A 14,211-nucleotide genomic window follows, 5' to 3' on the forward strand; every position below is an offset into this window, starting at 1 on the left:
TGTCAGGCCAGCAGGCCGATCCGCCGGGCGCCGGCGAAGAAACGCCACGACGCCAGCCCCCCGGCGATCAGGCTCACGCCCCACGACAGCCACACGCAGGTGTAGAGGATGAAGGCCAGGCCGACGTCCACCACGGGCGCCAGGAAGGTCGTGTCCTTGCCGAACAGCACGTGGGTGCCCAGGCCCCACCACACGAAGTACGGCAGCACGGCCAGGCACAGGCCGTAGACGAGGCTGGCCGCCAGCGGGCCGAGGTGCTCGCGCAGCACGGCCCAGCGCACGAGGAAGAACAGGGCCAGGTCCAGCAGCACCAGGGCCAGCAGGCCGAGGCCCAGGATGAGTTCGAAGGTCATGGCCCCACTGTAAGCACGCCGACCCGCGACAGGGCCGTGCGTGTGCCGGCGTACCGGCAGGCGCTACCGTGCGCCGCAGCGCGCGGTACGCCTCGACCGCATCAGCTCAGCATCTGCCCGCGGCTGCCGATCACGGCCACGTCCACGAACTGGCCGCCTTCGCGGTTGGAGCGGCCGTAGTTGATCTTCACGCCGCCCAGGTCGAAGTTCTCGATGCTCGCCATGCCGCCGAGCACGGCGGCGCGCGTCGGCGCGGGGCCGGCGCGGCGCAGGCCCTCGGCCAGCACGGCGGCGTTCATGTAGCCCTCCAGGCTGGTGAGCGAGAAGTCCTTGGTGCCGTTGGCCACCATGTCGGCCTGGTAGCGGCGCACGATCTCGAACTTGGTCGAGTACGGCGACGGCACCACGATCACGAAGCCCAGGCCGCGTGCCAGGTCGCCCATGGCCGACAGCGCGCTGGCCGTGATCGACAGCCCGTAGGCCGAGCTGCTGTTGCCCGCGCCGCGCAGCGCCTTCAAAAACACCGGCGCCGTGCCGGCCAGGCCGACCACCACCACCTGCGGCTTGGCCTTGGCGATGGCCTCGGCGGCCGGGCCCACTTCCATGCTCGTGGTGTTGGGCGTGGTGGCGATCACCGCCGGCTCCAGCTTGGCCTTGGCCAGCGCGTTCTTGAACGCCGCCAGCACCGACTGGCCCAGCGGGTCGTTCGAATGCACGAGGCCGATGCGGGTCTGGCCCAGCACGGCGGCCGTGCTCACCAGCTTGTCGACCTCCTGGTCGTAGTTGGCGCGCACCCAGAAGGTGTTGGGCGAGGTCTTCTTGCGCAGCGCGATGGTGCCGGTGATCGGGCCGACCACGGCCATGCCGGGCACCGCGTCCATCACCTCGGCGGTCTGGCGCGTGCCCAGCGGGTGCACCAGCGCGAGCACCGAGCCGTCTTTTTCGAAAGCCAGTGCGTTGGCCTTGGCCACCTCGGGCTTGAAGGTGTCGTCGGCCATCACGAGCTCGACCTTGCTGCCATGGATGCCGCCAGCCTTGTTCAGCGCGTTGAAGAACGCGGTGGAGCCCTGGTACAGCCCCTGGCCGTTGGCCTTTTCGACGCTGCTGTTGTCGAAGGTCGTCCCGATGCGGATCGCACGGTTCTGCGCGAACGCCGGAAATCCCAGCCCGACGCCGGCCGCGGCGGCCGTCGTGGCGGCCAGCCCGGAAAGGGCGCGGCGGCGGCTGGTGGAAAGCGGCGCGGTCGACTCGCGCGGCACGGGGACGGTCATGATCAAAGCCTCCAATAGTCGGTGACAAAAGTTCACATTTCAAACAGAAATGTAACGCACCTCACTGGATCGGTCATGACAAACCCTAGAGCAGCTCCTCGCCCACGATGGGTAAAAGCAACCAGTTCTTGAAGCGCAGCCAGAGGAATTCCCCCGGTTCGTCCTCGTGCACGATGTCGCCGCCGGCGTCGTCGTATTCGAGCCACTGCACGCGCCGCCCGCCCGGCGCGAGCCGCAGCCGGTAGCCCAGGTTGACGCGCTCGCCGTTCATGAGCTTGTCGTAGTCCTGCACCAGCCGCGGGCTGTCGATCACCAGCCCCATCTCGGTGTTGACGGCGGCCGAGCGGTGGTCGAGGTTCATCGAGCCGACAAAAAAGCGCTGGTCGTCCACGATGGCCAGCTTGGCGTGCAGCCGGCTGATCGACTTGCCGAAGTCGCCGAAGCGCCCCGACCGCCCGGAGAGCGTGGGCGCGATCTCGTAGATCGTCACGCCGATCTTCAGCATGTCGGCGCGGTAGCGCTCGTAGCCCGCATAGGCCAGCGGCTCGTCGGTGGCGCCCAGCGAGTTGGTGATGACCGTGATGCGCCCGCCGCGCTCGATGGCCGTCTTCATCATCGCCATGCCGCGCGCGCCCGGAATGAAGTACGGCGAGCCGATCTTCACCTCGTGCTTCGCCGCCTGGATCACGCCGAGCGCGCCCTCGGTCACGCTGCCGCCGTAGGCCGCCTCGGCCTTGCGCGTGATCTTGTCGGGGTCGTCCACGAACAGCGTGGCCGGCGCCCAGTAGCGGTCGATGCGGCCCGTGGTGAGCTGCTCGCCCACCGGCGACTTGCCCAGCACGTCGCGCTGCTGCATCGGCACGTCGGGCACGGCCGCGCGCGCCAGGGTGTCGAAGCGCCGCTGGGCTTCCTCGAGCGGCAGGCGCTGCGGCACGATGCGCTCGATGGGCCAGGCGTGGTCGCTGTTCCAGTAGCGGTCGAAGCCCTCGGACATGCGGCGCACGATCGGCCCGCTGGAGAGCACGTCCATGTCGATGAAGTTCGCCGCCGTGCTGCGCATGAAGTACTCGTTGGCGATGTTGCGCCCGCCCGAGACCGCGAAGCTGTTGTCGGCCACCAGCAGCTTGTTGTGCATGCGGTGGTTGATGCGGCCGAAGTCGCCCAGCGAGAACAGCAGCCGCGCGGGCAGCGAGCTGGCACGCGAAGGCAGCGGGTTGAACAGCCGCACCTCGATGTTCGGGAAGGCCGAGAGGCTGCTGAACACCTCGTCCTCGCCCGCCGTGTACAGGTCGTCCACCAGCAGCCGCACGCGCACGCCGCGCGCGGCGGCCTCGCGCAGCTCCTTGAGGAACAGCAGGCCGACGTCGTCGTTGCTGATCAGGTAGTACTGCACGTCGAGCGACTTCTCGGCGTGCCGCGCCAACGAGATGCGCGCGTCGAACGCGAACGCCGCCTCGGGCAGCAGCCGGAAGCCCGACAACCCCGCCGCCCCGCCCTGCGGCGCGTCCTGGGCGGCCAGCCGGCCCAGGTCGGTGCCGGCCACGTCGGTGATCGCGTTCGTGAGCACCGGGTGCGGCTGCGGCGGCGGCAGGCTGGCGCAGCCCGCGAGCCAGGCGAGGGCCAGCCCGCTCGACACCAGGGCGACAAAGCGACGAAGGCGGAACAGGGCGGCGGCCATGGGTCGCACTGTAGCGCCGCAGAGCCCGGCCGGGGCGGCATGCCGCCCTATGATCAACGGCACACACGGCAGCCAACGAAAAGAAGGAAAAAACGCGTGCTCAATGGGTTGTGGCTGGGGTTCTTCGGGATGGCGGCGCTCGCAGCGCTGGGACGGTGGCTCGTCGGCGGCGACCCGACCGTGTTCGCGGCGCTGGTCGAAAGCCTGTTCGCGATGGCGCGGCTGGCCGTCGAGGTGATGGTGCTGCTGTTCGGCACGCTCACGCTGTGGCTGGGCTTCCTGCGCATCGCCGAAACCGCCGGCCTCGTCGGCTGGCTCGCGCGCCTGCTCGGGCCGCTGTTCAGGCGGCTGATGCCGGGCGTGCCGGCAGGGCATCCGGCGCTCGGGCTCATCACGATGAACTTCGCGGCCAACGCGCTGGGGCTGGACAACGCCGCCACCCCCATCGGCCTGAAGGCCATGCGCGAGCTGCAGCGCCTGAACCCCGACCCCGTGACGGCCACCAACGCGCAGATCCTGTTCCTGGTGCTCAACGCCTCGTCACTGACCTTGCTTCCCGTCACCATCTTCATGTACCGGGCGCAGCAGGGCGCCAGCGACCCGACGCTGGTGTTCCTGCCGATCCTGCTGGCCACGAGCGCCTCGACGCTGGTGGGCCTGCTGTCGGTGGCGGTGGTGCAGCGCCTGCGGCTGTGGGACCCGGTGGTGCTGGCCTACCTGGTGCCGGGCGCGCTGCTGCTGGGCGGTTTCATGGCGCTCCTGGGCACGCTGTCGGCGGCGGCCATCGCCTCGCTGTCGTCGCTGCTGGGCAACCTCACGCTGTTCGGCGTGATCATCGTGTTCCTGGCGGCCGGCGCGATCCGGCGCGTGAAGGTCTACGAGGCTTTCGTCGAAGGCGCGAAGGAAGGCTTCGACATCGCGAAGCACCTGCTGCCCTACCTCGTCGCGATGCTGTGCGCGGTGGGCGTGCTGCGCGCCTCGGGCGCGCTCGATTTCGCGCTCGACGGCCTGCGCTGGCTGGTGCAGGCGGGCGGCTGGGACGCGCGCTTTGTCGACGCGATGCCGACGGCGCTCGTCAAACCCTTCTCGGGCAGTGCGGCGCGCGCGATGCTCATCGAGACCATGAAGACCCAGGGCGTCGACAGCTTTCCCGCGCTGGTGGCCGCCACCATCCAGGGCAGCACCGAGACCACGTTCTACGTGCTGGCGGTGTACTTCGGCGCGGTGGGTATCCAGCGAGCGCGGCACACCGTGGCCTGCGCGTTGCTGGCGGAGCTGGCGGGGGTGGTGGCGGCGATTGCGGTCTGCTACTGGTTCTTCGGCTGAGCCTGCCTACTTGCGGGGCTCGACCACCGGGAACATCAGGTCGAAGTTGTCGAGCATCCCGAACAGCTCGCCCAGCTTCGCCCGGTTGCCGTCGATCTTCACGAGCCCCGACTGCACCGCTTCCGGAAAGGTCGCCTGCTTCAGCGTGATTGCATCGAGCGTCGCCCGGCTCAATGTGACGGTGGCGTCCGCGCCGGCCGCCTGCTGGTTCTTCACGTGCGTGAGCGCCGAGTTCTCCAGCGTCAGCACGAACTTCTGGTTCGAATCGGTGAAGTTCCAGTTGACCACCATCGTCTTGCCCTCGGCCTTGGCCGCGTCGAGCCGTACGCCGAGGAAGTCGAAGAAGAGTTCGTTGCTCACCGCCTTCAGCGTGTCGCCGTTCGCGCTGCTGCCGCCCGGGATCTTCGGCACGCCGTTGCGCAGCTCCATCGCGCCCACCAGGTAGGCGCTGCGCCAGGTGCCGGCCTCCGACTGGTAGCCCAGCTGTTCGAGCGCGTCGGCGCCGAGTTCGCGTGCCGCGCGGTTCGCCGGGTCGGCGTACACCACCTGGCTCATCGCGCTGGCCACCCAGCGGTACTCGCCCTTCTTGAAGTCTTCGCGGGCGCGCGCCACCACCGCGTCGGCGCCGCCCATGTACTCGACCGTCTTCTTCGCCTGCGCCACCGGCGGCAGCGGGTTCAGGTTGGCCGGGTTCGCGTCGTACCAGCCCAGGTACTTCTGGTAGACCGCCTTCGCGTTGTGGCGCAGCGTGCCGTAGTAGCCGCGCGTGGACCACTCCTGCTCCAGGCTCGCGGGCATGCGCAGCGTCTCGGCGATCTCGGACGCCGTGTAGCCGTGGTTCAGCAGGCGCAGCGACTGGTCGTTGATGAACTTGTACATGTCGCGCTGCTTCTTCAGCAGGTCGACGATGCGTTCGCGCCCCGTGGTGGGCCAGTGGTGCTGCGCGATGAGCACGTCGGTCCTGTCGCCGAAGGCCACGCGGGCCTCGTCGATGTACTTGGCCCACAGGTTGCCGTCGCGCACCTCGGCGCCGCGGATCGTGTACAGGTTGTGCATGTTGTGCGTCACGTCCTCGGCCATGTTGAGCACACGGAACTGCGGCAGGTACATGAGCATCTCGGACGGCGCCTCCGAGCCCGGCACCAGCTGGAACACGATCTGCACGCCGTCGATGGTGCGCTCCTCGGTGGTCTTCTCGATGGTCGAGGTGGGCGCGATCAGCGTCACGCTGCCGCGCGCCAGCGCCTTGCCCAGCCCCGTGTCGACCTGCCCGCGCGCGCCCGGCGGCAGCAGCGTGCCGAACTGGTACTGCGAGCGCCGGTTCATCGCGTTGCCCGCCAGGATGTTCTCGGCCACCGCCGACTCCATGAAGCCCGAGGGCGCGATCACCTGCACCTTGCCCGCGGCCACATCGGCCTCGCTGACCACGCCCTTCACGCCGCCGAAATGGTCGGCATGGCCGTGCGTGTAGATCACCGTGCCGACCGGCTTCTTCGGGCGGTGCTGGTAGTACAGCTCGAGCGCGGCGCGTGCGGTCTCGGCGGCCAGCAACGGGTCGATCACGATCAGCGAGGTGTCGCCTTCGACGATGGTGACGTTCGCCAGGTCGAAGCCGCGCACCTGGTAGACCCGGTCGGTCACCTTGAACAGGCCGTGGATGGCATTGAGCTGCGCCTGGCGCCACAGGCTCGGGTTGACTGTGTCGGCCGCCTCGTTCGCCTTCAGGAAGTCGTAGGGCTTCATGTTCCAGACCGGGCGCGGGCCGCTGCCGCTCACCAGGGCGTCGGGCACGGTGCCGATGAAGCCGCGCATCGCGTCCTCGAAGTCCTGCTTGTTCGCGAAGGGCAGCGCCTTCGCCATGTCGGCGTTGGCCTTCAGCGTGACGGGCTCGGCCGCCTTGGGCGCGACCACCGACTGCGCGGTGGCGGTGAAGGCACAGGCCCAGGCGACAAGGGCCAGGGAGAAACGGGTGGGCGCGAAAGAAGAAGCACGGGCAATGCGGGTCATCGATGTTTCGGGGTTGGGTCTGTCGGACGACGAAAGCACGGGAAGGCAGCGGCCGATTTTCGGAAGCGCCCAACCCCTTGGCAAATGCAAAATGTGCGCTTGCTTTTGAACTGAAACGCAAAATGCAGCTGCGCCATCTCCAGCACCTGATCGCCCTCGCCGAGCAAGGCAGCTTCGGGCGTGCCGCACAGGCCGTGCACCTGTCGCAACCCGCGCTCTCGCGCAGCATCGACGCGCTGGAGCAGGCGCTGAAGGCGCGCCTGGTCGACCGCGCCTATGGCACCGTGCGCTTCACGCAGGCCGGCGAGCTGGTGCTGGCGCGGGCCCGCGAGCTGGTCGCCGACGCGCGGCAGATCCAGCGCGAGGTGCAGCAGCTCGAAGGCCTCACGCTCGGCAGCCTCAACGTCGGCCTGGGCCCGTTCGCGGCCGGGCTGCTGGGGCGCGCGGCGCTCTCGCTCATGACGCAGCGCCACCCGCAGTTGCTGATGCGCATGGAGGTGGCCGACACCCCCACCCTGAGCGAGCGCCTGCACCGGCGCCAGATCGACCTGTTCATCGCCGACACCCGCGACCTGAAGAAGCAGCCCGGCCTGAAGCTGGCGCGGCTGCCCAACGTGCCGGTGTCCTTCTTCGTGCGGCCCCGGCATCCGCTGCTCAAACAGCCGGCACCGGTCACGCTCGAGCAGCTCATGGACTACCCGGTGGCCGGCCCCAACCTGCCGGCCGAGGTGGCCGCGCATTTCGACCGGCAGATCCGCCGCACCGACCGCGGCGTGTTCAACGTGACCTGCGACGACGCCGACACGCTGCGGCACCTCGCGCTCACGGCCCACGCGGTGATCCTCGCGCCCCACGCGCCCGGCCTCGCGCCCGAGACCGCCGCGCTCGCGCCGCTGCCGGTGGCGGGCCTGTCGCGCATGCGCACCCACTACAGCCTGGTGACGCTGGCGGGCCGCACGCCCTCGGCGGCCGCCACGGTCTATACCCGGCTGGTGACCGAGTTGCTCGGGCCCGCCAAGCAGCCTGGCAGAGCTTGAGAAGGCGCTTGCGATCTCTGGGGTTGGCGAAAAAGGTGACGGACCGTAGGGAGATGCTGCAAGCCCTGTCTTGTTCAGATGCTCAGCCTGTTCGCAGATAGCGGCTACGTGGCGCTGCCTTCGTGCAGTGCACGCGCAGCGTCCTGAGCGAGCACGTCACTATGTAAATCGTCAAGCGCAACGAACTGCACACATTCGGGCCGAAGCGTCTCGACGCACTTGACGCATTGAGTTACGATTTATTTCATAAAGACGCAAAGCGTCAACAACCAATAAGTCAGGGAGTGACTTTCCATGTCCGTTATCAACGGCGTATTCGCGCGCACGCTCCAAATCCAGAGTTCCGCGATTCCGCAGCATCTCGGCACCCCGGTGCTGGAACCCGTACGCATGTCAGGCCGCGAGGGTCTGAACGAGCTCTTCGAATACGAGATCCTTCTCAAGACCCCCGACGCCCTGAGCCCGGGCGCCAGCGGTACTGCCGATTTCGATCTCGACAGTTTCATCGGTCGCGAGATTTCCTGTCTCATTCAGTTGGACGGAGCAGGCGAGTCTTTCGCCGGCCAAGCAGACATCGGCGGTATCGGTGCTGGAGTGCGCGAGATCAACGCCCTCATCACCGCCGCGCAGTTCTGGGGAGAAGAAGGCCGACACCTTCAGTACAAACTCACCCTGCGCCCCTGGCTGCATCTGGCCACGCTCAACGCCGACACGCGCATCTTCCAGAACCTGACAGTTGTCGAACTGCTGGATGAACTCTTCGACCGCTACGACTTCCCTGCTGACAAACGCCTGATCGAGGCCTACCCCGCCCGGGACTTTCAGACCCAGTACAACGAAAGCGACTTCGAGTTCTTCAGCCGCTTGTGCCAGGAATGGGGCATCAACTACTTCTTCGAGCACAGCGAGGGCAAGCACCGGCTCATCCTCATCGACAACCTGGGCAGCCATCAGCCTCATCCCAGCGCCGCTTACCAGGAGGTCGCGTACCACGCGCCAGGCTGGAAGACCGACGCCGAGTACATCCATGCCTTCGCTGCACACAACCAACTCGCCAGTGGTCGGTACGCTACACGAGACTACGACTACACCCGCCCCAAGGCCGATCTGAGCGTGACGCGCGACGATCCCCGGCCCACGGGTCGGGCGGACGGGGAGATCTACCATTGGCATGCCGGCCAGGGAGGCAGCCACTATGTTCAGCCGCGGGCGGGCACCATCGGCGCCAACGATCCCCAATCCGAGGGCAAACACCTCGCTCTCCTACGCATGCAGGCTCTGCGCACTCACGCAAGCCGCGCCCACGCCAGCGGCAACCTGCGCGGCATGGTCCCTGGCTGCACCTTCAGGCTGCAGGCGCACCCCCGAGAGGGAGCCAACGCGAGCTACCTTGTCCTCTCTACCAACTTCCTCATCGAGGATGTGGCGCAGGACAGCCAGAGGACGACTGCCGATCCGCAAAGGCGCCAGCGCTGGCGCGTGAACGTGGACTTTGTCGCCCATCCGCTCACGGAGCCGTTGCGGCCCGCCCCGTCCCAGCCTAAGCCTCACACCCACGGCCCACAGGTGGCCCTGGTCGTCGGCCCCGAAGGCGAAAGCATCTGGACCGATGACCTCGGCCGCATCAAGGTGCAGTTTCCGTGGGACCGCATCGGCATCAGGAACCAGCACAGCAGTTGCTGGATTCGTGTTTCCAGTCCTTGGGCAGGTAACCAACTCGGCGGCGTTCACATCCCCAGAATTGGCCAGGAAGTCGTCGTCGACTTCATCGGGGGTGATCCGGATCTGCCCATCTGTACCGGGCGCGTCCACAACCAATCGAACCAGCCGCCCTGGACACTGCCGCATCAGTCGGCCCTCTCAGGTTTTCGGTCGCGCGAACTCACGGCCGAAGGCGGTGGCAACGCATCCTCGGGACGCTCCAACCACCTCGTGCTGGACGACACGGCCGAACGCATCCAGGCACAGCTCAAGTCCGACCATGGGCACAGCCAGCTCAGCCTCGGCCACATCACGCGCATCGAGGACAACATGGGCCGCAAGGACCCGCGCGGCCAGGGCTTCGAGTTGCGCACCGACGGCCACGGTGTGCTGCGCGCCAAAGACGGCCTGCTCATCACGACCGAGGAACGCGGCGGCGCTCGGCTGCACATGCTCGACAGCGGCGAAACCCTGGACCGTCTGACCGAGCGGCACGACCAGCACAACCAGCTTTGCGGTTCTGCCCAACAGGCCCGAGCCCACGAACCCGGCGACCAGGACGAAGTGGTCCAGGCCCTGAAGGCCCAGAACGACGCAATCCGGGGCTCCGGCGGCGACCCGGCCAAGGGTGAGTTCCCCGAGCTCGCCGAACCGCACTTGGTCATGTCCAGCCCCGCAGGCATCGAAACCACCACCTCCAGGTCTACTCATCTGGCCAGTGGTGAACACATTGCGCTCACCAGCGGAGCCCACACCAGCATCTCTGCCCGGAAAAGCCTGCTGGTCAGCGCCAGGCAGGCCATCCGCATGTTCGCCTTTAAGGCTGGCATCCGCCTGGTCGCCGGCAACGCCGATATCGACCTCACCGCATTGAAGAACGGCATCAACCTGCTCGCCAAGCTCGACATCACGCTCAGCGCAGACAAGATTCTCATCAAAGCTCAGCAGGAGGTCGAAGTCAATGGCGGCGGCAGCTACAGCCGCTGGAACAAGAGTGGCATCGAACACGGCACCAACGGCCGCTGGGTCGAATACGCCGCCATCCATAGCCTGCAAGGCCCCAAAAATCTGCCTGTCGCCGCGCCGAGCTTCCCCGAGCCCGTCGAGAGCGCCTTCTGCAAGGAGTGCATGCTGAGTGCACTCGCCATAGGTTCAGCCTTCGCCAAAGCATGAGCAGTCCCGCTTCACCCTATTTCGCCGTCGACCCTGTTGGCCCGGCTCAGACGGATTCCTTCCTCAAGCAATGGCACCGCGCCCGCAAGCTCGCCGCAGGCGCACGGCTGTACGCCATGGTCGACGCAGCCTTCGACGAACAAGGCTTGGCTGAACATCTCCAACGCCAGCAAGGTGATGCAATTTCGCTCTACGCCGGCACCGACCTGGAAGAACATGCCGAGGTCTCGCCCTGGCTCCTCGAGCTCAGCAGCGACGACCCCGATGCACTGGCCTGCGAAGTCAAGGAGCTTGCCGATCTGCGCGGCACGCGGCCCATGCTGTCCTTCATCGCCACGGCCCGAAGCCTGCGCGCGCTGCAACATCACTTCAGGCCCTTTCTACGCGCTGTGGTCGATGACGACCTTCCCCTCCTGCTGCGCTTTGCCGACACCCGCATCGTCGAGGTGCTGGGCGATGTTTTCACACCGCAGCAGAGCAACGCCTTCCTGCCCGGCGACATCGGCATCTGGTTACCGCGTCGCCGCCATGGCGACTCGGCCAGCAGCCCGATCGACCCCGCGCGCCCTCACGCGTCGCTGGTTGGCCCTGTGACCTTCGATGCAAAGCAGTTCGCATCCCTGCTCGAAGCCGGCGAGCCCGATCTTGTGATCCACAACCTCACGCGCAGCAACGCACAGCGCTTCAACGGCGTTCAACCCAGCAAGGTGTACGACTTCATCGCTGGGCAGCTCCAGCGTGCCCGCGCGCATGGTCTGCAAGACATGCCCAACCTCGAAACCTACTGCCTCACGGCCTGGACCACCAATCCGCAGTTCGACGAACAACCCGACTTCACCTATGCCATCACTCAGGCCTCGCGCACGCCTGGTCGACTGAGCGCACTGCTGAACGCCGTGCCCAACGCCGCATGGCAACAGGCCAGCCAGCTCCGATCACCTTCGCCTGAGGCGACGCCATGAGGCATCCAACGCTCGCCCTCCTGTTGCTGTGCCTTTCTCTCGCCGCCTGCCACCAGGCAGACGAGGGGCCTCCGCCCAGCCCCCCCGAAGCAGCCGCCGAGCGCGCAGCTTCGCCCTCATCCATTGGCATGCCCATTCGCGGATACAACTTCACCAATGAGGGCGTTCAGGGCTTCCGCGTCAACGGCACCTACGGTGCAAATATTTCGCCCTATGGCGGTGGTGGGGGAGACACCTGCTGCACACGCATTCCCTTCGTCTGGCACGAAGGTCAGGCCGTGACCGTGAAGTGGACCATCGGCCACTACACCTTGCCCTACGCGCAGCGCAACCACATGAGTTTCGACGAGCAGGATAAGTTCTGGACGCAGCGCACTCTGGAAAAGGTCGTCCCCGTGCAGCGCTACGACGAACCGGAAATCGTGCAGGTGTTCTTCCTGCCCAATGACGAACTGGAAGTGTGGGTCTACAAGGCCGGGCCGCAAAACCCCGGCCACCCCTCCACACGCGGCTATCCGGTCGACCCCCGCCAAGCCAGACCCGTCGAATCCAGCAATGCCAACAACACCAGGGAGCCTCGTTGATGACCACCCCCCAGAACCCACCGACCGCCAAGGCGGGCCTGCACCCGCTCACGCCGAAAGAAGAAGTGCTGCGCCATGCCGCGGCGGCCTGCAGCGACGCCCGGACCCCCGACTGCCAGAAGACCATTCACGTGGGCATCTTCTTTGACGGCACCAACAACAACATGGACCGCGACAAGGCCGAGTTTCCGCCCAGTCACAGCAACGTGGTGACGCTGTACGAGACCTATAGCGACAAATTGAAAGACGGCTACTACCGCTACTACGTGCCCGGCGTAGGCACTAAGTTCATGGACATCGGCGAGCCAACCGAAAGCGACGATGGCAAGGCGTACGGCAAGGGGGGCGACCCGCGTATCAACTGGGCATTGATCCAGCTGGTCAATTCAATCCATCGCGCAGTTTTCGACGACGCCCCCCTCCTCGGAGCCCAGGAAGCCGGCATCGAAGCGAGTCTGTGGCCCCTGTATGACGAGGGATCGTTTGACGCCGCGCGACGCGAGAAGCGGATGTACTTCTGCGAGGGCCTGAAAGGCGACGACCAGAAAGAATTTCGGCGACGCAAGAACCTCCACTGCAGTGTCGAGAAGTCGGAATGCAAGGACCGCCAAGCCAAGCTGGAGAAGCGCAAGAAGAGCACCAAGGTGCCTCCCTCGCCTGCCGAGGTGACCGCGATCGACCAGGAGTTGGCCGAGCTCGACCAACGCATTGCCGCGTTGGAGAAGTACGGGCGGAGGGACGCGAACTTCAAGCCACTGCTCACACGGCTGACCGAGGCATTGCGAAGCAAGAAGCTGCCCAAGGTGCGGCTGGTCAACGTGTCGGTGTTTGGCTTTTCTCGCGGGGCCGCCCAAGCGCGAGCTTTCTGCACCTTCCTGCAAGACATCCTCACGGCCGAAGGGCTGGGTTTCTTCGAAAAATGGATGGGAAAGGACGCCCCGGGCTACGCGCTGGCCGGCATTCCGCTGCGGGTGCAGTTTCTGGGTCTGTTCGACACAGTGGCGTCGGCGGGCATGGCCGACGCATCACCGCTCTGGCGCGGCTTCGGCGGCTGGGCCAACAACACGATGGACATCCCATCCTGCGTAGAACGTTCGGTGCACTACGTGGCCGCGCATGAGTTGCGGCACGCCTTCCCGTCGTCGAGCCTTCGGCGGGGCAAGCGGGTCTACCCGAAAAACGGGCTGGAGGTGATCTATCCCGGCGCCCACTCCAACGTGGGTGGCGGTTACAACCCGGGCTGTCAGGGAAAATCGCGCGGCGGGCGCCGGGCCCTGCTGTCGCAGATTCCGCTCACCCATATGTACAAGGAAGCGCGCCTGTGGGGCGTACCTTTGCAAAGCGAAGCAGAGCTTCTTGGTAATGCCATGGGTCGGGGTGCCGTTGCGGATATGCAGATCGCCGATGAAACGGAACGCCTGTTCAATGCTTACCTGCAGCAGACCGCCGTCACTGCCACGCCGGCCGAAGACATGTTGAAGCAGCACACCCAGGCCTATTGGCGTTGGCGCGAACAAAAGTCTCCCGAGGAAAAATTCATGCAACTCGACAGCGTGCGCAACGCCCCGCCGCAGGACAGGCAGGACTTGATCGAAAGCGAGGAGGACTACCGCAGGGACCGCAGTCAGGTTCAGCAGGCCATGCAGGCGGCCGTGAAAGCCGGCCACGAAGATGGCGACACACCTCGGTTCGAGCCTGTTGCCTCCGACTACCTGCAGGCCCTGCAAAAACCGCCTTTGACTGCGGCCGCTAGTGATTTCTTTGACAAGCTCCTACACGACTCGCATGCCACCTTCTACATGCTGGGACCCACGACGGCGCTGGACCGCAGGGACCTGTACGAAGCGCTGCTGGAGAAGGACCCGAAGACACTCAACGGTGTTGAGCGCCGGATTGTGGCCGGCAAGGGTGTGTTTCCGATCCTCGCGGACGCGGATACACAGGAACTGCTCGCTGCCATGAAGTGGTATTCGAGATGGGCACTGAAGTACGGCGCGAACCAGACCACACGCCGCGAAACGGGCGGTCATATCCACTATCGCCGCGTGTTCGACGCGAGTTAAGGGCTCCCTCAAGCAGGTCGCCGGGGCCTGAGCCAAAATGGCCCCTTCTCCGCCGT

At 66.3% G+C, this 14,211-nt stretch carries 10 protein-coding genes; 6 read left to right on the forward strand and 4 right to left on the reverse strand.

Features of this window, described 5'->3' with window-relative positions:
• Positions 1-2: 2 nt before the first annotated feature.
• From AC07SQ_RS18995 to AC07SQ_RS19005, 3 genes are all read right to left on the reverse strand, one after another.
• Positions 3-353, reverse strand: a complete 351-nt coding sequence (locus tag AC07SQ_RS18995; protein WP_495272512.1) for a hypothetical protein — start codon at positions 351-353, stop codon at positions 3-5.
• Positions 354-454: 101 nt separating this feature from the next.
• A complete protein-coding gene (locus AC07SQ_RS19000; protein WP_095747388.1) occupies positions 455-1,624 on the reverse strand; it encodes an ABC transporter substrate-binding protein in 1,170 nt (389 codons plus the stop codon).
• Between the two features lie 85 nt (positions 1,625-1,709).
• A complete protein-coding gene (locus AC07SQ_RS19005; protein WP_495272513.1) occupies positions 1,710-3,302 on the reverse strand; it encodes a phospholipase D family protein in 1,593 nt (530 codons plus the stop codon).
• Positions 3,303-3,398: 96 nt separating this feature from the next.
• On the opposite strand from AC07SQ_RS19005, the gene AC07SQ_RS19010 reads away from it, so the two are divergent.
• Entirely contained in the window at positions 3,399-4,628 is a 1,230-nt protein-coding gene (locus AC07SQ_RS19010; protein WP_062470462.1) for a nucleoside recognition domain-containing protein, read from the forward strand.
• A 6-nt stretch (positions 4,629-4,634) separates the two neighbouring features.
• Here AC07SQ_RS19010 and AC07SQ_RS19015 read toward each other — a convergent pair whose 3' ends face one another.
• On the reverse strand, positions 4,635-6,635 hold the full coding sequence (locus tag AC07SQ_RS19015) for an alkyl/aryl-sulfatase (protein WP_495272514.1): 2,001 nt from the start codon (positions 6,633-6,635) through the stop codon (positions 4,635-4,637).
• Between the two features lie 122 nt (positions 6,636-6,757).
• Here AC07SQ_RS19015 and AC07SQ_RS19020 point away from each other — a divergent pair, with 122 nt between their 5' ends.
• The 5 genes from AC07SQ_RS19020 to AC07SQ_RS19040 all read left to right on the forward strand — a co-directional run bounded on the left by AC07SQ_RS19020 (position 6,758) and on the right by AC07SQ_RS19040 (position 14,155).
• The gene (locus AC07SQ_RS19020; protein WP_495272515.1) at positions 6,758-7,672 is read left to right on the forward strand and encodes a LysR family transcriptional regulator; all 915 of its coding nucleotides are present in this window, start codon (positions 6,758-6,760) and stop codon (positions 7,670-7,672) included.
• Positions 7,673-7,966: 294 nt separating this feature from the next.
• On the forward strand, positions 7,967-10,546 hold the full coding sequence (locus AC07SQ_RS19025) for a type VI secretion system Vgr family protein (RefSeq protein WP_495272516.1): 2,580 nt from the start codon (positions 7,967-7,969) through the stop codon (positions 10,544-10,546).
• A complete protein-coding gene (locus AC07SQ_RS19030; RefSeq protein WP_495272517.1) occupies positions 10,543-11,508 on the forward strand; it encodes a DUF4123 domain-containing protein in 966 nt (321 codons plus the stop codon). Before AC07SQ_RS19025 ends, AC07SQ_RS19030 begins: the two co-directional genes overlap by 4 nt.
• Positions 11,505-12,092, forward strand: a complete 588-nt coding sequence (locus AC07SQ_RS19035) for a DUF3304 domain-containing protein (RefSeq protein WP_495272518.1) — start codon at positions 11,505-11,507, stop codon at positions 12,090-12,092. Before AC07SQ_RS19030 ends, AC07SQ_RS19035 begins: the two co-directional genes overlap by 4 nt.
• On the forward strand, positions 12,092-14,155 hold the full coding sequence (locus AC07SQ_RS19040) for a T6SS phospholipase effector Tle1-like catalytic domain-containing protein (protein ID WP_495272519.1): 2,064 nt from the start codon (positions 12,092-12,094) through the stop codon (positions 14,153-14,155). Before AC07SQ_RS19035 ends, AC07SQ_RS19040 begins: the two co-directional genes overlap by 1 nt.
• Positions 14,156-14,211: the final 56 nt, after the last annotated feature.

The sequence above is a fragment of the Variovorax sp. GW821-FHT06D12 genome, assembly GCF_059419205.1.

Excerpts from the sequence above, each read along its gene's own strand:
- AC07SQ_RS18995 (WP_495272512.1), bottom strand. The coding sequence starts at position 353 with ATGACCTTCGAACTCATCCTGGGCCTCGGCCTGCTGGCCCTGGTGCTG.
- AC07SQ_RS19000 (WP_095747388.1), bottom strand. The coding sequence starts at position 1,624 with ATGACCGTCCCCGTGCCGCGCGAGTCGACCGCGCCGCTTTCCACCAGC.
- AC07SQ_RS19005 (WP_495272513.1), bottom strand. The coding sequence starts at position 3,302 with ATGGCCGCCGCCCTGTTCCGCCTTCGTCGCTTTGTCGCCCTGGTGTCG.
- AC07SQ_RS19015 (WP_495272514.1), bottom strand. The coding sequence starts at position 6,635 with ATGACCCGCATTGCCCGTGCTTCTTCTTTCGCGCCCACCCGTTTCTCC.
- AC07SQ_RS19020 (WP_495272515.1), top strand. The coding sequence starts at position 6,758 with ATGCAGCTGCGCCATCTCCAGCACCTGATCGCCCTCGCCGAGCAAGGC.
- AC07SQ_RS19025 (WP_495272516.1), top strand. The coding sequence starts at position 7,967 with ATGTCCGTTATCAACGGCGTATTCGCGCGCACGCTCCAAATCCAGAGT.
- AC07SQ_RS19030 (WP_495272517.1), top strand. The coding sequence starts at position 10,543 with ATGAGCAGTCCCGCTTCACCCTATTTCGCCGTCGACCCTGTTGGCCCG.
- AC07SQ_RS19035 (WP_495272518.1), top strand. The coding sequence starts at position 11,505 with ATGAGGCATCCAACGCTCGCCCTCCTGTTGCTGTGCCTTTCTCTCGCC.
- AC07SQ_RS19040 (WP_495272519.1), top strand. The coding sequence starts at position 12,092 with ATGACCACCCCCCAGAACCCACCGACCGCCAAGGCGGGCCTGCACCCG.